This is a genomic window from Streptomyces sp. NBC_00289 (assembly GCF_041435115.1).
GTDB lineage: Bacteria > Actinomycetota > Actinomycetes > Streptomycetales > Streptomycetaceae > Streptomyces.
In genome coordinates this window covers 1729366-1750241 of the sequence record NZ_CP108046.1, presented here as the reverse complement: position 1 = coordinate 1750241, position 20876 = coordinate 1729366, and the positions used below count along the sequence as shown (strand labels likewise).

Sequence of the window (20876 nt, the reverse complement as noted above, 5' to 3'; positions counted from 1 at the left end):
CACGCGTGGGCGGCCGCGGTGCCGGCCGCCCACGGACCCGCTGTCCTCGTCAAGTCCCCCAGGGAATTCGCACCCCGGTGTACGGGGGCCCCTACACTTGACAGTCGTGCCCATGCGCGTGGGCCACGACTCGAAAGGCGCGTGCACGGGTGTTCCAGGATTCCCCCATCTACGACCGGCTCGTCGCGGAGCGCGGCGACATCCCCACTCAGACCCGCAGGGAGGCCGAGCGCGTGACCAGGGAACTGGAGTACGTGATGCGCCCCCTGCAGTCATTCGGCGCCCCCGCGCCCGCTCCCGAACGCCAGGCGTCCCCGGGCGCCGGATGGCAGCGGGCGGCGCTGCCGCCGCCGGGCCACCGGCCGTACTGATCCCGCGTCACGAGACCGCCGAGTTCGCGCCGTTGACACGGGCACCCCGCCCCGGCCCGGGATCGGCCAGCCACTCGGCGATGGCGCGTGCGATCGGCTGCCCCGTCTCCACCTCGACGAAGCCGAACTGACCCGACTGGTTGCACTCCAGGAACCACCAGGTTCCGTCGGCGTCCTCCGCGAAGTCGAAAGCGCCGTAGGCCAGTTCCGCCTCGCTCAGATATGCCCGCACGGCCGAGGCGATGCGCGGCGGCACGTCCGTGGCGCGCCAGGGTGAGGCGTTCGCGGCGAAACGGACGTCGACCTCGTCGGGATCCGCGTCCGGGGGGACCGCCTTGCGGGCGGCCAGCAACCGCTCGCCCACCGCGGTGAGCCGGATGTCGGCCCGTTTGGCGACCCGGCGCTGCAGCAGGGTGGGGCCGAACGCGACGGCCGAGAAGTCCGCGTCGGGGTTGACGCGGCTGGTCGGGACGGCCCTCGGCGGATCCTGCGGGTGGGCGCCGGAGACCGGCTTGACCACCAGGTCCGGGTAGCGCGCCGCGAACTCCCGGGCGGCCTGCGGGAACGTCGTGATGAGCGTGGCCGGCACGGGCAGGCCGCAGCGCTGGGCGAGCCGGAGCTGCCAGGGCTTGTGGCGGGCCCGGCGGGACGCGTCGGGATGGTTCATCCAACGGGCCTGCGATCCGCGGAGCATGCCGTAGAGCGCCTGGCCGGACTCCTCGGTCAGCCACTCGGAGCGCTCGGCCGCCCGTGAGGCGGCGGGGCCCGGCCTGCGCACCCAGATGGAACGCAGGCCGCTGATGCTCACCAGGCGCCCCGAGGCGGAGAGATGGCCTCGGAACGCGCCGTGGACGAACTCGCCGGACAGGGCGACACCGCCGGTCAGGTCGGCGGGATCGAGACGGACCACCGGGACGGCGGACGCGTTCAGGTGCACGATCACCATGTCCGCGGTCACGTCCTCTTCGCAGGTCAGAATCAACACGGTCATTTCGGCTGGTTCCGTGTTCAGTCGTCGAAGTGCGTCTTGGAGCCCGCCGTGGAGGTTGTCGTCCCCAGTTCTCTCAGCAGGGCTTTGTCGCAGGCGGCCACCCGCCCGTCGAAGAGCACGTTCAACTGCAGCCCGGAGTCGTAGACATAGGGCACAACGGCTTCGAACTCCGCTGCCGGACGTGCGTAGTTGAGCGTGAACGGTTGCATCGTTTTCCCCTCGCCGGTGCTGCTTCGGTCAGGCGGCCGTCACCCTTCGACCCCGCCCGGTCCGCCGACTTCCCTCGGCTTCCTGAGACTTATACGAATCGAACGGGTGATTGGTTTCCTTACTCTCCGTAGTCAGGGTCGGTCGAGCTCCTCGCGAGCCCGTTCTCCGGCCGGGCCGCGCACGGAGCGCAGGGCGAGGAGCAGGACGCCGATGTCGTCCAGATACACGGGGTCGGGCAGCAGATCGGTCGGCAGCACGAAGTAGAGAAGAGCGCCCCAGAAAACCCAGCGCGGACCGGTCGGAAGACCCGCCCGCCGCAACCCGCGCCGGGCCCGCACCAGCCGTACCAGCAGGCCGATCGCCACGGCCAGCACGAGTGCCGCGACGATCGCGACGCCGACGATCAGCGCTGTGGTCGAATCCATGGCGGCCCTCCCTCTGCTCGGTGCGCCGCGCGGCGGGCGCTGTTACTCGGATTCCCGCTGGGGGCGCCGGCAGGCACTCATCCGCCCGGATCACCCGAGTGGCGCGCGGGAACAGGGGGCCCTAGTAATGGTGATCGTGACGTCGCGGTCGCGCGTCGGGGGGCTAGAGAGCATCCGCACCCTTCCCCTGGAGCAGAGCATGACCACCGGGTCCTCACCAGCCCAGTCCCACCAAGCCGACACGTCCCCCACACAATCGATCGCCGCCGACGGGCCGATCGGCCCCGAGGGCCCGTCCGCCCCCGGCCGTCCTGTCGCCGCCGCCTCCACCGACTCGGACGCCGCCACCGGTGCGGTTGCCGGCTCCACGGACTCGGGCGTCGCCAACGGTCCGGTTGCCGGCTCCTCGGACTCGGGCGTCGCCAACGGTCCGGTCGACGCCCCCACCGATGGCCCGGCCGTCCACGCCGGCCCCGTCGCCGCCTCGACCGGCCACGTCACCGCCTCCACCGGTCAAGTCGCCGCCCACGCCGGTCAGGTCGCGGCCGACGAAGCCCGGTACGCAGCGAGCGGCCCGGCCGCGGCAGACCACTCATTCGCCCCTACGGCTCCGGTCGCCGCCGACGATTCCCTGTTCGCCCCCGGCGGGCAGGCACCCTCGGACCGTCCGTTCGCCGCTACGGGGCCGGTCGGCAGGGAGGATTCCGGGTTCGCGGCCGGCGGGGCGGCTTCCGTGGACCGTCCGATTGCGGCTACGGGTCCGGTCTCCGCCGACGATTCCGGGTTCGTGCCCGGCGGGCAGGCTCTCGGGGACCGTCCGTTCGCCGCTACGGGGCCGGTCGGCAGGGAGGATTCCGGGTTCGCGGCCGGCGAGTCGGTTCCCGCGGGCCGTCCGATTGCCGCTGCGGGTCCGGTCGCCGCCGACGAGCCTGCGTTCGCGGCCGGCGGGGCGGCTTCCGTGGACCGTCCGTTCGCCCCCACCGGTTCGGCCCGCGGGGAGGGTTGGATCGGACCCGGTGGGGTGATCGGTGCCATCCCTGCCGTCGGGCAGGCCCGCCCCACCGGTCCGGTCCGCGCCGACGGTCCCGCCGTATCGCCGTCCGTATCGCCGTCCGTATCGCCGTCCGTAGCGTCGTCCCCGGGGTCGTCCGTAGCGCCGTCCGGGGACGCGTTCGGTGATCCGGTCGGCGAGCTGGTGCGTGCTGTCGTGGTGGACCGGCCGCTGGAGGACGTCGTCCGGCTCGTCACGCTGTTGGAGCAGTCGCCCGCGTACGCGCGGGCCACGGTCGCCGCACTGCGGGCGGCCGGTGTGGATCGGTCCGTGGAGGACGTCGCCCGGCTGGTCGACCTGCTGACCCGGCCCCCGCGTGACGGGGGCAGTGCCGACGAGGCGATACGCGCCGCGGCCGAACACCGGCCGGTGGCGGACGTGACACGGCTGCTGGAGCTGCTGCACCGCACGCCGCTGGACGCGCGCTGCGGGCAGGAAGCGGTGCGGGCGGCCGCCGCGGGCCGGCCCGTCGAGGACCTCGTCGAGCTGATCGGCCGGCTGGCCGAGGAACGGCGAGAACAGGCGGACCCGCCGGAGCCGGAGCCGGCGACACCGCCGGAATCCGCCCGAGGAGCGGAATCGGACCCCGTGTCGGAGACGACCGGTGCGCCACCGCGCTCGGCCCGCGCGGCACCCGCCACCAGGCCCGCGCCCTGGCCGTCCCGTCTCGCCGCGCTGGCGCTGATCGGCTGCGCGCTGCTCTGCTTCCCGCACCGGGACGGCGCGTCCCTGCGCGTCTACGGCTTCGCCCTCGGCGTGTCGGCGCTGTGCGTGCTCCTGGCGGTGCTGCTGGCCGTACGTCCCGTACTGCCCGTGCTCATGCCGGCGATCTGGGTGCCGGCCGGCCTGGCCGTCGCCCAACTGTCGCGGAGCAGATTCCACTCGTCGGGCTTCTCCCGGGCCCTGGAGCTCACCCTCGCGCCGGGCTGGATCATCGGTACGGCCGCCGCGTTCGCCTCCCTGGCCGCGCTGACGGCTCTGTTCGCCCGCCTGGCGGCGCAGCCGGCGAGCCGCGCCACCTCGGCACGGCCCCTGGCGGAGGGCGACCGCGGCGCGGACTGATCCGTATCGGTACCGCCTGCCCTTCGCCTACCGTTCGCGCCGTTGGCCGGCGTGGCTCGCCAGGCCGGCCAGGACGCGGTCGGGCGTGAGGGGCAGTTCGCGGAAGCGGACGCCGGTGGCGTGGTGCACGGCGTTGCCGATCGCGGCGGCGGAGCCCACGATGCCGATCTCGCCGATTCCCTTGCTGCCCATGGGGTTGAGGTGGGGGTCGTCCTCGTCGATCCAGTGCGCTTCGATGTCGGGCACGTCGGCGTGCGCCGGCACGTGGTAGGACGCCAGGTCGGATTCCGCGAAGTCGCCGAAGGCCGCGTCCATCGTGCTGCCCTCGGTCAGTGCCATGCCCAGGCCCATGATCATGCCGCCGACGAACTGGGAGCGTCCGGTACGGGCGTTGAGGATGTGCCCGGCCGCGAAGACCCCCAGCAGGCGGCGGACCCGGGTCTCGCCGGTCACCGTGTCGACGGTGACCTCGGCGAAGTGCGCTCCGAAGGCGTGACGCGCCCAGGGACTGTCGGCGTCGGCCCGACCGGCCGTGTCGGCCCGCGCGGTGACGCCCTCCTCGGGCAGCGGCCCGGGGCGCTCGGCCAGCCGGGCCGCGAGTTCGGCGCACGCGTCGTGCACGGCCCAGCCCCAGGAGGCGGTGCCGGAGGAGCCGCCGGCCAGCGAAGCCCGCGGCAGGTCGGTGCTGCCGACCTCGGTCCTGACCCGTTCCAGGGCCACACCGAGGGCGTCGGCGGCGATCTGGGCGAGCACGGTGCGGGAGCCCGTCCCGATGTCGGCGGCGTTGACGCGGATCACGAACGAGCCGTCGGGCAGCGCCTGCGCCGCCGCGGCGGAGTCATGCACCAACACGGGATAGGTCGCGGCGGCCACCCCGGAGCCGACGAGCAGGGGCCCGGCCTCGCGGGAGCGCGGTCGGGGGTCGCGTCCGGACCATTCGAAGCGACGGGCACCCTCGCGCAGGCACTCCACGAGATGCCTGCTGCTGAAGGGCTTGCCGCTGTCGGGTTCGGCGTCGGGCTCGTTGACGATCCGCAACTCGACCGGATCCATGCCGAGTTCGTCGGCCAGCTCGTCCATGGCCGACTCCAGGGCGTACATGCCGGGCGCCTCGCCGGGGGCGCGCATCCAGGACGGTGTGGGCACGTCCAGTGGCGCGACGCGGTGCAGGGTACGGAGGTGGGGCGCGGCGTACATGACCCGGGCGGGTACCGCCGCCTGCTCCACGAACTCCTTGACGCGGGAGGTGTGGGTGACCACCTCGTGGACGACGCTGGTGAGACGGCCGTCGGCGGCCGCTCCGAGCCGCAGCCGGTGCAGGGTCGGCGCCCGGTGTCCGACGGTGGCGGGCAGGAAACGGCGGGGCAGGGCGACGGTGACCGGCCGCCCGGTCAGCCGTGCCGCCAGCGCGGCGAGTACGACGTCGGGGCGGGGCGTGCCCTTGGACCCGAAACCGCCGCCGACGTGCTCGGCCCGCACCCTGATCCGGTCGGCCGGCAGTTCGAACAGCCCGGCGAGCACGGCCTGTACCGCGGAGGAGCCCTGGCTGGAGGTGTCCACGGTGAGCCGGTCGCCGTCCCAGCGGGCGGTGGAGGTGTGCGGCTCCATGGGGTGGTTGTGCAGCGGCGGCACCCGGTAGCCGACGTCGATCCGGGCGGCCGAGGAGCCGAACGCCCCCTCGGGGTCACCGTGTTCGCTACGGGCCGGATAGCCGTCGTTGGCCTTGTCGGGGACGTACGCCGCCGGGTGGGTGTCGGTGAGCGTCACGTCGTGTGCCTCCACGTCGTACGCGACGTGCACCGCGGCGGCGCCGGCCCGGGCGGCCTCCAGGCTCTCGCCCACCACCAGCGCCACGAACCAACCGCGGTGCGGCACCGACGGGTTCTGCAGTACGGCGAGGGTGGGATCGTCCGCCTCGGCCAGTCGCGGCGCGTTCTCGTGGGTCAGCACGGCCAGGACGCCGGGCAACGCGAGGGCGTCCGCGGAGTCGACCCGGGTGACACGGCCCCGGGCGATCGTCGCCGGGACCGGCCAGGCGTGGACCCGACCCGCCGGCGCGTGCTCGGCGGCGTAGCGGGCGGTGCCGGTGACCTTGGCCCGTCCTTCCCTGCGCTCGACGGGAGCGCCGACGGCGGTTGTGCCGGCCATGAAGTCCTCCTCGGTGTGGCGGTTCAGGTCCTGGCGGCCGCGGTGAGCCGGGTCAGGACGTCCAGGGCCAGACCGCGGGCCAGCGGCACCTTGTAGGCGTTGTCCCGCAGGGGCCGGGCCTCGGCGAGTTCGAGGTCGACGGCGTGGGCGAAGGCGGCCGCGGTGGGAGCGGCGCCCACCAGTGCCTCTTCCGCCCGCCGGGCCCGCCAGGGCCGGTGCGCCAGCGCGCCGAACGCGATCCCGGCCTGTGCCACGACACCGTCCCGCACCTGCACCACGGCCGCCACGGACGCGAGGGCGAAGGCGTACGAGGCCCGGTCGCGGGCCTTGCGGTACAGCGACGGCAGCCCGCCGGTCGTCGCGGGGAGCAGCACCCCGGTGACGAGTTCGCCGGGCCGGATCTCGGTGTCCTGCTCCGGCCGGTCCCCGGGCAGCCGGTGGAAGTCGGCCGCGGCGACGCTCCGGGCGCCCTCGTCGCCGTACAGCTCGATCCGCGCGTCGAGGGCGGCCAGGGCGACGGCCATGTCGGAGGGGTGGGTGGCGATGCAGTGCGCGGAGTGTCCGAGGACCGCGTGGTCGCGGTGCACGCCGTCCAGGGCGCCGCAGCCGCTGCCCGGCTCGCGTTTGTTGCAGGGCTTGGAGACGTCCTGGAAGTAGGGGCAACGGGTGCGCTGCAGAAGGTTGCCGCCCGTGGTCGCCGCGTTGCGCAGTTGCCCGGAGGCGCCCGCCAGGAGGGACTGGGACAGCGCGGGGTAGCGGTCGCGGACGCGTGGCTGGGCCGCGAGGTCGCTGTTGCGGACCATGGAGCCGACGCGCAGCGAGCCGTCGGGCAGTTCCTCCACCTGGTCCAGCGGGAGTCGGCTGACGTCGATGAGGGCGGCCGGCCGCTCGACCCCGAGCTTCATCAGGTCGACGAGATTGGTGCCGCCGCCGAGATAGCGGGCGCCGGGGCGGGCGGAGAAGGCGTCGGCGGCCTCGGCCACGGTCCCGGCCCGTACGTAGTCGAAGGCCTTCACGGGATCACGTCCTCGACGGCATCGGCGATGCGCGGGTAGGCGCCGCACCGGCAGATGTTCCCGCTGAGCCGCTCGCGGATCTCCTCCCGGCCCAGCGGCACCGGCCGGCCGGAGGGCGCGGCCGGGTCGGTGACGTGCGAGGGGTGACCGGCGGCGGCCTCGGCGAGCGCGCCGATCGCGGAGCAGATCTGCCCCGGGGTGCAGTACCCGCACTGGAAGGCGTCGCGGTCCAGGAATGCCTGCTGGAGCGGATGCAGCGACTCCCCGTCGGCGGCGAGCCCCTCCACGGTCGTGATGTCGCAGCCGTCAAGGGCGACCGCGAGCAGCAGACAGCTGTTGACCCGCCGGCCGTCCACCAGGACGGTGCAGGCGCCGCACTGACCGTGGTCGCAGCCCTTCTTGGCGCCGCTGAGGCCGAGGTCCTCGCGCAGGAGGTCCAGCAGGACCCGCCGGTTGTCGACGGTCAGCATGTGCGGTTTGCCGTTGACCCGCAGCGCCGTCTCGGACTGCTGACGGGCGACGGCGCCCCCCGGGCCGTCGTCGTGGTGATCGGTGCCCATGTCGTGGATAGCCTTCCGGGACGCGGGGCGGCCGTGATGCCGTGCACACCGCGTATCCACACAGCGGCGGCTGACACGTCCGGACCGGTGCGGCGCGGAGTCCGGACCGCGTGGGGCGGACCGGTGCGGCGCGCGGAGTCCGGCCCTCGTGGGCATGCCACAGGCCCGGTGCGCCGCGCCGGGACTGCGGGCGCGACCACCGGTCCTCCGGGCCGGGTGCCGGATACGCCGGCCGGGGCCGACTCCGGGGTCGTACCGTCCCGCTCGACCGGAGCGGGAGCGGTACGGCGGTATCGCCACCGGCTGGAACCAGCCCACCCGCCTACCCCGCGAAACCCGCCGGCCGGGCCGGAACGGGTGCACTTGTGGCGGCGCGGGCCGGACCCGGTTCGCCCGGCCGGAACGCGTCCGCCCCTCCAGTCACCGGCTGGAACCAGCCCACCCGCCTACTCCGCGAAACCCGCCGGCCCGTCCGGGAACGCGTCCGCTTGTGGCGACGCGGGCCGGACCAGGCTCGCCCGGCCGGAACGCGTCCACTTTTGGCAACGTCGGCCGGACCCCGCTCGCCCGGCCGGAACGCCTCCGACCGTCCAGTCACCGGCCGGAACCCGCTGACCCGTCCGGGGCGCCTTCGCCGGGCATCGGACGGGGATGTTTCTTGCCGTCCGGATGGTCGAGGGTCAGGGGCCGGGGGTTTCGCGGGTGGCGTCGGAGCCGTTCTCCTCCGGCGTGGGACGGAACGTTCTGGCGGTGCTCCTGAGGCGTTCGAAGGTCCGGGTCAGCTGCTGGAGGGGAGATCCGGCCTGCGGACCGGGCGGGCTCGGCTTCTCCTCGGCGGGGGCGGGCGCGAGGGCAGGGGCCGATTCGCGGTAGACGGCCAGTGCCTCGCCGGCGCGCTCGGCGGCCTCCCGGTACAGGTCGCGGGACTTGGTCATCGCCTCGAGAGCCTCGGCGTACATCGCCACGAGTGCGCGCTGACGGGCGAGTTCCTCCTCGAGGCTCAGCAGGTGCCAGTTGTTCCGCAACGCGGTGAGGGCCTTGGCGGCACCGTCGGGCAGCGGTGTGGGCAAGGCCGCGAAGCGGGTCACCGCGTCGATGAGTTCGACGGGTTGCGAGCCGTCCAGGAAGACGCTGCGCACGGAGAAGCCGTGCTCGTCGGAGCCGGAGGGACGCGCCTTCGTCGGCAGGACCACCGCACCACCGCGCGGCACCTGCACGCCCACGTCCCGCAGGGCCCAGTTCACCACCCGGAACTGGTGCGGTGCCGCGCGGTGCTCCACCACCCGGTGGCGCAGACTCGGCGGCAGCAGCCGGGCCAGCGGCCGACGGCCCGCCTGGTCGGGGGTCATGGCCTCGTGCACCACGACATGGATGCTCCAGCTGTCCCGCACGGCGCTCTTGAGCAGACGCCGTACCTCTTTGTCGTCCTCGGGCAGGAGATTGAGGTCCCGCAGGCGCATCCCGGTCACCGGCTCGTGGTCCCAGGGGACGTCGGCCGCATCGGGCCAGAACATCGTGGCGGGGGAGGGCCAGCGCTGGTCCCACGGCTGCTCCGCCTCCGCCGCCAGCACCCACTCCCGCCCCTCGCCCGAGTCGGGCCCCGTCGCAAGCCGGGCCCGCACGGTCACCCCCTCGGGAGCGAGCCAACGGGCTTCGACGACCCGTTCGCCGGCCGTCTCCTCCTCGGGCAGTTCGAGGAAGTCGAGGACGACCCCGCTGTCCTTGAGCTCCTGGAGCCGGAGCCGGGAGACCTCTTCGGCGGCGGGCCCGGTGTGACGGCCGCGGGCGGTCCAGACGGTGGGGGGAACGGTGGCGGGGGTGCTGGAGGAACTTGGCATGAGTCCATCTGTGAGCAGGGGCGCGGGCGAGTGCCAGTATCGTCGCCGCGCCGCGGATCCGCCGCACCGGGGTTCGGCCTGCGGCGACGTTGCGTGTCGGCGATGGTGGGCAGGTGACCGGGAGGACACCCGTGGACCGTACGCCGAGACAAGGAGTGACCCCATGCATCTCGACCTCGCCGGGCGAACCGCCCTGGTGACAGGCTCTTCCCAAGGTATCGGTGCCGAGATCGCCGCGGGCCTGGCCCGTGCCGGAGCCCGCGTGGGTGTCAACGGACGCCATGCCGACCGGCTGGCGAAGAGCGTCGACGCGCTGCGCGCCGAGGTGCCCGACGGGCGATTCGTACCCGTCGCGGCGGACCTGGGCACGGAGGAGGGCGCCGCCCGGGCCGTCGAGGAGCTGCCCGACGTCGACATCCTGGTCAACAACCTGGGCATCTTCGGGTCCCGGCCCGCTCTGGAGATCAGCGACGAGGAGTGGCGCCGCTACTTCGAGATCAACGTTCTGGCGGGCGTGCGGCTGACCCGTGCGTACCTTCCCCGGATGACGGCGCGGGGCTGGGGACGGGTGCTGTACATCGCGAGCGACTCGGCCGTGGTGATCCCGGCCGAGATGATCCACTACGGAATGTCCAAGACGGCGTTGCTGGCGGTCAGCCGCGGCTTCGCCAAGGAGGCGGCCGGCAGCGGTGTCACGGTGAACTCCGTGATCGCCGGTCCCACCCACACGGAAGGCGTCGAGGACTTCGTGTACCAGCTCGTGGACCGCGACCTGCCCTGGGACGAGGCGCAACGGGCCTTCATGCGCGATCACCGGCCGCAGTCCCTGCTGGGCCGACTCATCGAGCCCGAGGAGATCGCGAACCTCGTGGTGTACCTGAGCTCCTCGCAGGCCTCCGCCACCACCGGCGCGGCCGTGCGTGTTGACGGGGGTTACGTCGACTCGATCCTGCCCTGACCTGCGCCACGTCGGCCGGCCGGACGCGGAGCGGTCAGGCTGCCGTACGCCCGCCGCCCGGGCCGTCCACACGGGAGGCGCGGCCCACGCGCGGGGTGTGCGGGGCGCGCTCCTGCCGGCTGCCGCGCACGCGTACCGCGGGCGAAGTGGGCCCGCCACAATGGCCGCTCGAACAGGGCCCGCCCACCATCCGCACAGGGGCGGGTCCTGTTCGCCGTCCGGGGCCGGTGCCGTGACAGGCGGCATCCGCCCCGCCGCGACGCCCGGCACGCCCGAACCGGACACCGTTCCGGCGGACGGTGGACGTCGCCTGCCGTGGCGCGGTCGCCGCAACGGCCGTGTCACGACGGCGGGCGGGGGAAACCGCCCTCTTATGGAGACGGTGGCGAAGACGACAACGTACGTACGGCGCCTGGCCGTTGTGCTGGTGATCCTCCCGCTGGTGGGCGCCTGCGGTGGAGGGAACCACACGGGGACGGGCGGTGACCGGCCGGTCGGCCGGCCGGGAACGCGGCTGGTGATCACCACCGACAACGGACTGCGGCTGCGGCCCGCGGACGGCGACCGGGTCGACGTCGACGGGAACGTCGGGCACCACTGGACGCACGACGGTGACACCTGGGTGATGGATCTGTCCTGCGCGCGGGAGAAGGACGCTGACGACCGGTGCCCGCGGATGCCCGAGGTCGACGTCCCGTCGGGGGTGGGTGTCACGGTCACCGCCCGCAACGCGGGCATCGACGCGGCGGGGGTGTCGGGGGCGCTGGACCTGACGACGGTCAACGGCGACGTGACCGTGACCCGGGCCGGGGACGGCGACGCCACGGTACGGCTGTCGACCCGCAACGGATCGGTGCGCGCGGTGGCCGTGCGGGCGGGTGCGCTGCACGCCGGCACGGTCAACGGTGACGTGGTGCTGACCTGCGCCACCTCGCCGACCGGTGTCAGCGCCGTCACCACCAACGGCTCGGTCGGTGTCCTCGTGCCGCACGACGCGCCCGCCTACCGGGTCACGGCGAGGACCGACAACGGCCGTCCGTCCGTCACCGTGCCCACGGACGCGGCCCGGGACGACCGCACGATGACGCTCACCACCGTGAACGGTGACGTCGGCGCCGGCCTGATGAGCGCCGAGGCGTCCTCCTGACAGCGACGCGGGCGGGCCCGGGACGGATCCCGTGGCCCGCCCGCGTCGGTGCGGTCGGCCGGCGCCCTAGAAGGCTCATGAAGATCTTGGGTTCTGGCCCTGCCGCGTCAGCGGCAGGGCCAGACTCGCCATGTGGCGATGGGTGAGTGGGTCGGCGAGATGGTCGGGCCGGACGTGTGGGAGACCTGCCGGGAGTTGATCCCGGCAGGGAGTGTGTTCGCGTTCCTGGCCGAGCACCGCGGCGAGCTGTTCCCGGCTGAGATGTTCGTGGACATGTACCCGTCGGCGAACGGACGGCCGAGCATGCCGCCGCAGATTCTGGCCGCCGCGATCACCTTGCAGGCCCTTAACGGGCTGTCGGACTTCGAGACGGTCCAGGAGCTGCGGTGCGACCTGCGGTGGAAGGCCGCCTGCGGGCTGGGCCTGCACGACATGGCCTTCGACCCGTCGCTGCTGGCCTACTTCCGCCGCCGGCTGGCCCGTTCCGCCCGCCCCAACCGCATCTTCGAGGCCGTGCGCGAGGTCGTGAAGGCCACCGGAGTCCTCAAGGGCAAGCACCGCCGGGCGCTGGACTCCACCGTGCTGGACGACGCGGTCGCCACCCAGGACACCGTCACCCAGCTCATCGCCGCCGTCCGCGCGGTGATCCGCGAGGTCCCCGGCGCCGACGCGGTCGTCGCTGCGCAGTGCACCGCCCACGACTACACCGACCCGGGCAAGCCCCGCATCGCCTGGAACGACGAGCAGGCCCGCGCCGAGCTGGTCGACGCGCTGGTCACCGATGCCCTGCGACTGCTGGGCCACCTGCCAGACCAGCAACTCGGCGACAAAGCCGCGAACGTGGTGGGCATCCTGGCCCTGGTCGCCGGCCAGGACGTCGAGCCCGCCGAGGACTCCGACGGCCGCGACGGACGCTGGCGCATCACCCAAGGCACCGCTCCCAGCCGGATGCTCTCCACCGTCGATCCCGAAGCCCGGCACATCCACAAGACCCGCAGCCACCAGCAGGACGGCTTCAAGGCCCACCTGGCCATCGAGCCCGAGACCGGCTTATACACCGCCGTCGCCCTGCGGCCCGGCGCCGGAGCCGAACACCACGAGGCCGCCGTCGGCCTGGACCTGCTCGCCGACGAGGACGACCCGCTGGACGTCTTCGGCGACACCGCCTACTCCGCCGCCGACGCCCGCCAGACCCTCCACGAGGCCGGCCACCGGCTGTTCCTCAAACCCGCCCCACTGCGACCCGCCATCCCCGGCGGTTTCATCCTCGACGACTTCGCCATCGACACCACAGCCGCCATCGTGACCTGCCCGGCCGGACACGCCGTGGCCCTGTCCGACCCCGGCGGGCAGCACCACCAACGCAAAGCCTCTTTCGGGGACTTATGCACCGCATGCCACCTGCGCGAGCGGTGCACCAAAGCCAAGGCCGGACGCATCCTGACCATCCGACCGCACCACGACCTCCAGACAGCCGCCCGCCACCAGGCCGCCACCGACCCTGGCTGGCAGGCCGACTACCGCCGCTGGAGACCACCGGTCGAACGCGCCGTCGCCTGGCTCGTCCACCACGGCAACCGGCGCCTGCGCTACCGCGGCACCATCAAGAACAACACCTGGCTCCACACCCGGGCCGCCGCCCTCAACCTCCGCCGACTGATCAACCTCGGACTCACCCACACCAGTGGCACCTGGCACCTCGCACCAGCCACTACATGACCGGAGGGGCTGTCCGGCCTGACGGCCGGACAGCCCCTCACCAAGATCTTCATCAGCCTTCTAGGCGCCGCTTCCCCTGAGCATGTCCTCACGCTCGACGATCTTCACGCGCTCGCGTCCCTGCGGCTCACCCAGCGCCTTCTCGGCGGCGTCCAGGCGGTACCAGCCGTCCCAGGTGGTGAACCGGACGTTCCGCTCGGCGAGGAACGCGTCCACGGCCTCGGGTGCGGGGGACGCGGGGGTCTGCAGCCGTCCGTTGGCGTGGTCGTCCAGCAGGTTGGCGACCGTCTCGTTGGCGTCGCCCTTGGTGTGGCCGATCAGGCCGACGGGTCCGCGCCGGATCCAGCCGGTGACGTACGTGGACTGCAGGTGCTCGCCGCTCTCCTGGATGACCCGGCCGCCCTCGTCCGGGACGGTGCCCGAGTCGAGGTCCCAGGGCAGCTTGGGCAGCTTGTCGGACAGGTAGCCGACGGCGCGGTAGACCGCGCTGACGTCCCAGTCCTTGAACTCGCCGGTGCCCTTCACGTTGCCGGTGCCGTCGAGGGCGGTGCGCTCGGTGCGCAGGCCGACCACCCTGCCGTCCTCGCCGAGGATCTCGTCCGGCGACTCGAAGAAGTGGAGGAACAGTTTGTGCGGCCGGTCGCCGACGTCGCGGATGGCCCACTTCTCCAGGGTCTTGGCGACCATGTCGGCCTGCTTGTTGCCGCGCCGGGTCTCGATCGAGCCCTCGTCGTAGTCGATGTCCTCGGGGTCGACGACGACCTCGATGGTGGGGGAGTGGTCGAGTTCCCGCAGCTCCATCGGGCTGAACTTCGCCTGGGCCGGGCCACGGCGGCCGAACACGTGGACCTCCAGGGCCTTGTTGGCCTTGAGACCCTCGTGGACGTTCGGCGGGATCTCCGTCGGCAGCAGTTCGTCCGCGGTCTTCGCCAGGATGCGGGCCACGTCCAGGGCGACGTTGCCGACGCCGAGGACGGCGACCTTCTCGGCTTCCAGCGGCCAGCTGCGGGGCACGTCCGGGTGGCCGTCGTACCAGGAGACGAAGTCGGCCGCGCCGTAGGAGCCGTCGAGCTCGATGCCGGGTATGGACAGTGCCCGGTCGGCCGTCGCGCCCGTGGAGAAGATCACGGCGTCGTAGAACGCGCGCAGGTCGTCGAGGCTGATGTCGCTCGGGTAGTCGACGTTGCCGAAGAGGCGGATCTGCGGCTTGTCGAGCACCTGGTGGAGGGCGTTGACGATGCCCTTGATCCGCGGGTGGTCGGGGGCGACGCCGTAGCGGATGAGCCCGAACGGGGCTGGCATGCGCTCGAAGAGGTCGATGGACACACCGGGTTCGGCGGCCACGTCGGACTTGAGCAGGGCGTCGGCGGCGTAGATCCCGGCGGGGCCGGCTCCGACGATGGCTACCCGCAGGGGGCGGGGCATGATCAGGTTCCCTTCGAGCGGTGACAACACGTCTCGTCGGGAAGCCTAAACTAAGGCAATCCTAAGTTGGTACGCGGGTCCGGTCTATGGGCTCATAAGTCCAGTTTATGAGTGACTCGTGGGGGATGCTCCGGGCAGCGGCTGTTCCGCCCAGATGACCTTGCCCGCGGGCGTGTACCGGGTGCCCCAGCGTTCGGAGAGCTGCGCCACGAGGAACAGTCCCCGGCCGCCCTCGTCCGTCATCGCGGCGTAGCGCAGGTGCGGTGAGGTGCTGCTGCTGTCGAACACCTCGCAGACCAGGCTGCGGTCGAAGAGCACGCGCACCTCGACGGAGTCACCGCCGTAGCGGATCGCGTTGGTGACGAGCTCGCTGAGGATCAGCTCCGTCGTGAACGTCAGCTCGTCCAGCCCCCACCCGGCCAGCTGCCGGCTGACCAGGGCCCGGACCTCGCCGACGGCCGCCGGGTCGGACGGTACCCGCCACTCGGCGACACGGTCGGCGGGAAGCGCCCGGGTGCGCGCCACGATCAGCGCGACGTCGTCACTGGGCCGGGCCGGCAGCCGGGAGTCGAGTACGGCCCGGCAGGTGTCCTCGGGTGACTGCCCCGCCCGCTCCAGGGCGCCGCGCAGCAGGTCGAGCCCCACGTCGATGTCCCGTTCCCGGTCCTCGACGAGGCCGTCCGTGTACAGGACGAGCCTGCTGCCCTCGGCGAGTTCGAGGTCGACCGTCTCGAAGGGCAGGCCCCCGAGACCCAGCGGCGGGCCGACCGGCACCTCGGGGAAGCCGACGCTGCCGTCCGGCTGGATCACCGCGGGGGGCGGGTGGCCGGCGCGGGCGACCGTGCACAGCCGCGAGACCGGATCGTAGATCGCGTACAGGCAGGTCGCGCCGGTGACCGGGGCGTTGCCGCCGTCCACCGTCTCGTCCTGGTCGATGCGCGCGACCAACTCGTCGAGCAGGGCGAGCAGTTCGTCGGGCGGGAGGTCCAGGGCCGAGAAGTTGTGCACCGCCGTACGCAGCCGTCCCATCGTCGCCGCGGCGTGCAGACCGTGCCCGACCACGTCACCCACCACCAGCGCGACCCGCGCCCCGGACAGCGGCAGCACGTCGAACCAGTCGCCGCCCACACCCTCCTGGGCCGGCAGATAGCGGTAGGCGATCTCCAGGGCGTCCTGGTCGGGCAGCCTGCGCGGCAGCAGGCTGCGCTGGAGCGTCACCGCCATGGTGTGCTCGCGGGTGTAGCGGCGCGCGTTGTCGATGGAGACCGCGGCCCGGGTGACCAGTTCCTCGGCGAGAGCCCGCTCCTCCGCGTCGAACGGCTCCGGCTTCTCGGAGCGCCAGAAGCTGACCACGCCCAGCATCTGGCTGCCCGCCCGCAGCGGCACCGCGATCAGCGAGTGGATGCCGTACGCCACGACCTGCGCGGACCGGTCCAGGTCCTGGGCACGCCAGCCGGGCGCCCTGCCCAGCCGCGGCTCCACGACGGGCCGGCCCGTCTCCAGGCTGCGGGCCTGCGGGGACGAGTCGACGAGCGTGATGTGCTGGCCCACCGGGTACAGCGGGGCGTCCTTGCGGATCCCGCTCACCGCCGTACGCAGCACAGCGGACGTCACCTCCGGCTGCCCGCCGTTGAGCACGGCGTCGAACAGGTCCACGGTGGCGAAGTCCGCGAACCGGGGGACCGCCAGTTCGGCCAGTTCCTCGGCGGTGCGGGTCACGTCCAGACTGGTGCCGATGGCCACCCCGGCGTCGTACAGCATGTTGAGGCGCTCCCGTGCCGCCTCGGCCCGGCCGGACAGGGCCCGCAGCTCCGTGGAGTCGCGCAGGGTGGCGACGCTTCCGGGCGGGCCGCCCTGGCTGTCGGTGGTGCGCTGGTTGACCGCCAGCAGCCGGTCCTTGACCAGGTGCACCTCGTCCGTGGCGACCCGGCCGGAGGTGAGCAGGGCGGTCATGTCGGGCGTGAGGCCGAGCTCCAGGACGTGGCGCCCCTCGGCGTCGTCGGGCAGGTCGAGCAGACGGTGCGCCTCGTCGTTGGCGAGCAGCAGCCGTCCCTCGTCGCCGACGATGAGCACTCCCTCGCGGACGGCGTGCAGCACCGCGTCGTGGTGCTCGTACATGCGCGTCATCTCGTGCGGGCCCAGACCGTGCGTCTGGCGCAGCAGCCGCCTGCTCACCAGGAAGGTGCCGGCGAGGGCCAGGGCGAGCGCCGCCGCGGCGGCGCCGAGGAGCAGCGGCAGCTGCCGGTTGGCGGCACCGCCCACGTTCTCCAGCGTCACCCCGGCCGACACCAGACCGACCACCGAACCGTCGGGCGCCTTGACGGGGACCACCGCCTGCACCAGCGGGCCGATGGTCCCCGTGATCTGCTCGGTCACGACGCCCCCGGCCAGCGCCGGTGCGATGTTCCCGACGAACTTCTTGCCGATCCGGTCCGGCTTGGGGTGGCTGTAGCGGATCCCGTCGGTGTTCATGACGACGATGAAGTCCACGTTCGTCGCCTTGCGGGCCGCCTCGGCACGCGGTTGCAGCACCGCGCTCGGGTCCGGCGATGCCAGCGCCGCGCGGGTGCCCGGAGCGTTGGCGAACGCCTCGGCCACGGCGACCGAGCGGTTGCGGGCCTCCTGGGTGCTGTCGTGGCGACTCTGCAGCACCAGTGCCACCACCGCCGCGACGACCAGCAGCAGCACGATCACCAACTGGAGCAGGAACACCTGTCCGGCGAGGCTGCGCCCGCCCAGCGCGGACCGTACGCTCGCAGCCGGTCCTCCGGGTGCCTCCGACGTGGTCTCCTGCGACCGGACGGACAGACCGCGCGGTATGTGCCCGGCCTGCCGTGCACGCGCTCCCCGGGCGTGCTCGGGCGCGCCGTCGGGGCGCGAAGCGCTGGGACGACGGGTCGACCGGGCCCCGGATCGACCGCCTAGTCGGACCATGTGCCCATGTCTACACTGCCCGGCCCCGCGAGGCGAGGGGTGTCACCGGGTGTGACGGGGGGAGCCCCCGCGGACCGCGGCGTCGGGTCCGGACGGGGACGGCGGCCGGGGGCGCGGCGGACGACGCCGCTCCGGGTGGGGCGCGGGCGCCGGAATCCGGTTCTGCTCCGGTTCATCGCCGGCGCGGCCGCGTCTCGGTACGGCGGGCGGCGAGCAGGAGAGCGATGTCGTCGGGGCGGTCGGCGGTGTGCCGGGCGGTCCCGGTGAGCCGGTCGGCCACCCCGCCCAGCGAACGCCCGACGGGCCGGGCGCCGGGACCGCCGGCCCGGGCGAGGGCGACCCGCAGTGAGGTGATGCCGTCGTCGATGTCCTCACCGGGGCGCTCGACCAGCCCGTCCGTGTAGAGCGCCAGGATGGCGCCGGGCTCCATCGTGAACTCCGTCACCGGGTAGTGGGCGTGCGCGTCGACGCCCAGCACGACCCCGCCGGGCAGGTCCAGGACGTGGGTGCGGCCTTCCGGGAAACGCAGCAGCGGCGGTGGGTGTCCGGCGCGGGCCGCGCGGGCGAGACCGGTGGCCGGGTCCAGCCGGATGTAGCAGCAGCTCGCGAACAGTCCCGGGTCGAGGTCGATGAGCAGGTGGTTGGTGCTGCTCATCACCTCGTCGGGCGGCCGGTCCCCCAGCGCGAACGCCCTCACCGCGCTGCGGAGCTGCCCCATGGTGGCGGCGGCCTGCACGCCGTGGCCCTGGACGTCGCCGATGACCAGGGCCAGGCCGTCCCCGGCCTCGATGACGTCGTACCAGTCCCCTCCCACGTCCATGCCCTGGGTGCCGGGCAGATAGCGGCCGGCGGTCTCCACCCGCGGGTGCGCCGACAGCCGCTGGGGCAGGAGGGCCTGCTGCAGCCCCCGGGCCAGCGCGGTCTCGGTCTCGTAGCGCTGGGCCTTCTCCATGGCGTGGGCGATCAGCCCGGCGAGGGCGGTGAGCACCGTGCGTTCCTGGGAGCTGAAGCTGCGGGGGCGGTCGAAGCCCAGGATGCAGGAGCCGACCGGGCGGCCGGAGGCGATCAGTGGCAGGAAGGCACGGGAACCGTCGGTCGCGTCCAGGGCGATGCCCGGGTAGGCGGCCGTGAGCTGGTCCATCGAATCGAAGAACAGCGGACGGCCACCGGTCAGCGTCTCCACCCCCGGCAGGTGCTGGTCCAGGCTCACTCCCTCGAACCTGGTGAGGAATCCCGGGGGGAAGCCGGTCTCCCACGCCAGGTACAGATGCTGGTCCTGCAACAGGTAGATGGCGAGCTGACGGCCGCCGAAGGCCGGCAGCAGTTCCCGCATGACCACGGCCGACACCTGGCGCGCGGTGACCGCCTCCGTCAGCGCGATGGCGAGCACGATCGGGCGGTACAGAGGAGCCAGCGAACCGGCACCGTCACCGTCACCGTCACCGAACAGCGCCGCCTCGCCGGGGACGCCGGAGAGTTCCGCGGCGGCGTCCACGATGTGGCTGGTCGGGCGGACCGTGCAGGTCAGGATGTCCGGCCCGGGGTGCACCGAGAAGGTCAGCCAGTCACCTTCCGACGGCTGCGGCGCGGGCTCGCGCCCTTCCTCCGGGGGCCGCCGGGCATCGAAGTGCACCGGATCGGGTGCCAGCAGGGCCCCGCGCAGGTGGTCGTCGTTGTCGGGCCGCTTCAGCCACGGCACCGCCTCCCACAGCGGCAGGCCGAGCAGAGCGGTCCGTGACCGGTTCAGCAACTGGGCGGCGCGCGGATTCGCGTAGGTGATCAGCCCCAGCCGGTCGAGGCACAGGACCCCCTCCGGCAGCAGGTCCGCCGCGGCGTCGCCCGCCGGGCCGGAGCCCGGCGCGAGGACGATGCCCCGCACCGGAAGGTTGCCGGAGGGTCCGACCGGATCTGCGGAGGTCTCGTCGTACGGGGTCCAGAGGTCCATCAGCCGCAGTCCGCCGTCGGCGGCACGCAGATACAGGGGCAGGAGCGGCGGTCTTCCCGCGGAGGTCTCCCGCAGCGCGGCCAGAACGCGCGGCGCGTCGCCCGGAGCGACCGCGTCCGCGAACCCGTCCGCGATCCCGGTGAGGGCCTCGGGCGCCACGCCGAGCAGGGCCGGGAGGCGGTCGTCCACGGTCACCACCGCTGTCACCGGATCCCAGGAGAAGCGCCCGAGGTGCCCCGAGTCCCGCTGCGTGGCAGGGGGCCGGACGGACAGGGGCTCGTCGTCCCACGTGACGGAGGACCCGGGGGAGTCCGCCAGCTTCCGCAGCGAGGAACCCAGGTCCTCGGCCACTCGCGTCAGCCGGTCCCGCTCGGTCAGCAACTCGGTGGTGTCCGACACGGCGGGACGCAGGACGGTCAGAACGCCGTAGGCCGTCGACCCGCCCACGACCGGCACGTACAGGGACCCGAACTGGAACGGCAGGCCGGCCGCGAACTGCGGGTAGCGGCGCATCGTCTCCGTGGCGTTCGGCAGGATCACCTGGACGCCGAGCCGGTGGGCGTCGGCGACGGGGAACGGACGGTCGGCGTGCAGCCGCCACCAGGGCCGGAACAGCGGTCCGGGCAGGCCCGCCAGCACGGCCAGGCGCAGCAGTCCGGGCGTGCGGGAGCGCAGATAGACCCCTCCCGCGAGGCCACCGGCCGAGCTGATCGCCTCCGACGAGGCATCGATCAGCAGCGCCGCCAGCCGCCCGGTCGTGGCGTGTCCGTCCTCGGCGCTCCCAGTCATCGGCCCTACCTCGTCCGTGCGCCGTCCTGCGGACGACACAGCAAGAATGCGCCACAACAGCCCCAGCACGCACCTGGGCGGCACGGATCCGAGGCTTTTCGGGTGGGATCGGCGCCCCGGTGCGGCACCGGCGACCGTGCGTCCGGCCCCTGCGGACCGGGTGTCGGGTCCACCCGCTCATGTACGTCCGATTTCGGCCAGGGCGGCTGTCGACGGCCGCCGGTGGCCGCCGGCGCGCACCCCGGCCGGCCTCCGCGATGTGGCCGAAGCCACGCCCGCGCCCGGTC

The 20876-nt window shown here is 73.3% G+C and carries 15 protein-coding genes; 5 read left to right on the top strand and 10 right to left on the bottom strand.

Going from position 1 to position 20876, the window contains the following annotated elements:
• Nucleotides 1-149: 149 nt before the first annotated feature.
• Nucleotides 150-371: a hypothetical protein gene (locus tag OG985_RS08405; RefSeq protein ID WP_371667625.1), complete on the top strand. Its 222-nt coding sequence runs from the start codon at nt 150-152 to the stop codon at nt 369-371.
• Nucleotides 372-378: 7 nt separating this feature from the next.
• On the opposite strand, the gene tgmB is transcribed toward OG985_RS08405, so the two are convergent.
• From tgmB to OG985_RS08390, 3 genes are all read right to left on the bottom strand, one after another.
• A complete protein-coding gene (gene tgmB / locus OG985_RS08400; protein ID WP_371667624.1) occupies nt 379-1362 on the bottom strand; it encodes an ATP-grasp ribosomal peptide maturase in 984 nt (327 codons plus the stop codon).
• A 17-nt stretch (nt 1363-1379) separates the two neighbouring features.
• Nucleotides 1380-1571 carry a putative ATP-grasp-modified RiPP gene (gene tgmA / locus OG985_RS08395; protein WP_371667623.1) on the bottom strand — a complete coding sequence of 64 codons (192 nt, stop codon included), beginning with the start codon at nt 1569-1571 and terminating at the stop codon, nt 1380-1382.
• Nucleotides 1572-1703: 132 nt separating this feature from the next.
• The gene (locus tag OG985_RS08390; RefSeq protein ID WP_371667622.1) at nt 1704-1997 is read right to left on the bottom strand and encodes a DUF1232 domain-containing protein; all 294 of its coding nucleotides are present in this window, start codon (nt 1995-1997) and stop codon (nt 1704-1706) included.
• A gap of 199 nt (nt 1998-2196) precedes the next feature.
• Between OG985_RS08390 and OG985_RS08385 the strand changes: the two genes are divergently transcribed.
• On the top strand, nt 2197-4110 hold the full coding sequence (locus OG985_RS08385) for a hypothetical protein (protein ID WP_371667621.1): 1914 nt from the start codon (nt 2197-2199) through the stop codon (nt 4108-4110).
• A 27-nt stretch (nt 4111-4137) separates the two neighbouring features.
• Here the strand turns inward: OG985_RS08385 and OG985_RS08380 are convergent, their stop codons facing one another.
• From OG985_RS08380 to OG985_RS08365, 4 genes are all read right to left on the bottom strand, one after another.
• Nucleotides 4138-6258 carry a xanthine dehydrogenase family protein molybdopterin-binding subunit gene (locus OG985_RS08380; RefSeq protein WP_371667620.1) on the bottom strand — a complete coding sequence of 707 codons (2121 nt, stop codon included), beginning with the start codon at nt 6256-6258 and terminating at the stop codon, nt 4138-4140.
• A gap of 23 nt (nt 6259-6281) precedes the next feature.
• Complete coding sequence (locus OG985_RS08375) at nt 6282-7274, bottom strand: xanthine dehydrogenase family protein subunit M (protein ID WP_371667619.1); 993 nt, start codon at nt 7272-7274, stop codon at nt 6282-6284.
• Complete coding sequence (locus OG985_RS08370) at nt 7271-7834, bottom strand: (2Fe-2S)-binding protein (RefSeq protein WP_371667618.1); 564 nt, start codon at nt 7832-7834, stop codon at nt 7271-7273. The genes OG985_RS08375 and OG985_RS08370 overlap by 4 nt, the downstream gene beginning before the upstream one ends.
• Before the next feature lie 680 nt (nt 7835-8514).
• Nucleotides 8515-9672, bottom strand: a complete 1158-nt coding sequence (locus OG985_RS08365) for a hypothetical protein (protein ID WP_371667617.1) — start codon at nt 9670-9672, stop codon at nt 8515-8517.
• A 163-nt stretch (nt 9673-9835) separates the two neighbouring features.
• On the opposite strand from OG985_RS08365, the gene OG985_RS08360 reads away from it, so the two are divergent.
• The 3 genes from OG985_RS08360 to OG985_RS08350 all read left to right on the top strand — a co-directional run bounded on the left by OG985_RS08360 (nt 9836) and on the right by OG985_RS08350 (nt 13496).
• Entirely contained in the window at nt 9836-10630 is a 795-nt protein-coding gene (locus tag OG985_RS08360) for an SDR family NAD(P)-dependent oxidoreductase (protein WP_371667616.1), read from the top strand.
• A gap of 373 nt (nt 10631-11003) precedes the next feature.
• Complete coding sequence (locus tag OG985_RS08355; protein WP_371667615.1) at nt 11004-11777, top strand: hypothetical protein; 774 nt, start codon at nt 11004-11006, stop codon at nt 11775-11777.
• A gap of 138 nt (nt 11778-11915) precedes the next feature.
• Nucleotides 11916-13496 (top strand): IS1182 family transposase, encoded by a 1581-nt coding sequence (locus OG985_RS08350; protein ID WP_371666829.1) that lies wholly within the window; start codon nt 11916-11918, stop codon nt 13494-13496.
• A gap of 60 nt (nt 13497-13556) precedes the next feature.
• Here the strand turns inward: OG985_RS08350 and OG985_RS08345 are convergent, their stop codons facing one another.
• The 3 genes from OG985_RS08345 to OG985_RS08335 all read right to left on the bottom strand — a co-directional run bounded on the left by OG985_RS08345 (nt 13557) and on the right by OG985_RS08335 (nt 20589).
• Nucleotides 13557-14921: an FAD-dependent oxidoreductase gene (locus tag OG985_RS08345; protein ID WP_371667614.1), complete on the bottom strand. Its 1365-nt coding sequence runs from the start codon at nt 14919-14921 to the stop codon at nt 13557-13559.
• Nucleotides 14922-15026: 105 nt separating this feature from the next.
• Complete coding sequence (locus tag OG985_RS08340) at nt 15027-17855, bottom strand: SpoIIE family protein phosphatase (RefSeq protein WP_371667613.1); 2829 nt, start codon at nt 17853-17855, stop codon at nt 15027-15029.
• Nucleotides 17856-18027: 172 nt separating this feature from the next.
• On the bottom strand, nt 18028-20589 hold the full coding sequence (locus tag OG985_RS08335) for a SpoIIE family protein phosphatase (protein ID WP_371667612.1): 2562 nt from the start codon (nt 20587-20589) through the stop codon (nt 18028-18030).
• Nucleotides 20590-20876: the final 287 nt, after the last annotated feature.

Coding starts and splice junctions, on each gene's coding strand:
- OG985_RS08385 (WP_371667621.1), top strand. CDS start 2,197: ATGACCACCGGGTCCTCACCAGCCCAGTCCCACCAAGCCGACACGTCC.
- OG985_RS08340 (WP_371667613.1), bottom strand. CDS start 17,855: ATGGTCCGACTAGGCGGTCGATCCGGGGCCCGGTCGACCCGTCGTCCC.
- OG985_RS08380 (WP_371667620.1), bottom strand. CDS start 6,258: ATGGCCGGCACAACCGCCGTCGGCGCTCCCGTCGAGCGCAGGGAAGGA.
- OG985_RS08365 (WP_371667617.1), bottom strand. CDS start 9,672: ATGCCAAGTTCCTCCAGCACCCCCGCCACCGTTCCCCCCACCGTCTGG.
- OG985_RS08335 (WP_371667612.1), bottom strand. CDS start 20,589: ATGACTGGGAGCGCCGAGGACGGACACGCCACGACCGGGCGGCTGGCG.
- OG985_RS08355 (WP_371667615.1), top strand. CDS start 11,004: ATGGAGACGGTGGCGAAGACGACAACGTACGTACGGCGCCTGGCCGTT.
- OG985_RS08350 (WP_371666829.1), top strand. CDS start 11,916: ATGGGTGAGTGGGTCGGCGAGATGGTCGGGCCGGACGTGTGGGAGACC.
- OG985_RS08360 (WP_371667616.1), top strand. CDS start 9,836: ATGCATCTCGACCTCGCCGGGCGAACCGCCCTGGTGACAGGCTCTTCC.
- tgmB (WP_371667624.1), bottom strand. CDS start 1,362: ATGACCGTGTTGATTCTGACCTGCGAAGAGGACGTGACCGCGGACATG.
- tgmA (WP_371667623.1), bottom strand. CDS start 1,571: ATGCAACCGTTCACGCTCAACTACGCACGTCCGGCAGCGGAGTTCGAA.
- OG985_RS08345 (WP_371667614.1), bottom strand. CDS start 14,921: ATGCCCCGCCCCCTGCGGGTAGCCATCGTCGGAGCCGGCCCCGCCGGG.
- OG985_RS08370 (WP_371667618.1), bottom strand. CDS start 7,834: ATGGGCACCGATCACCACGACGACGGCCCGGGGGGCGCCGTCGCCCGT.
- OG985_RS08390 (WP_371667622.1), bottom strand. CDS start 1,997: ATGGATTCGACCACAGCGCTGATCGTCGGCGTCGCGATCGTCGCGGCA.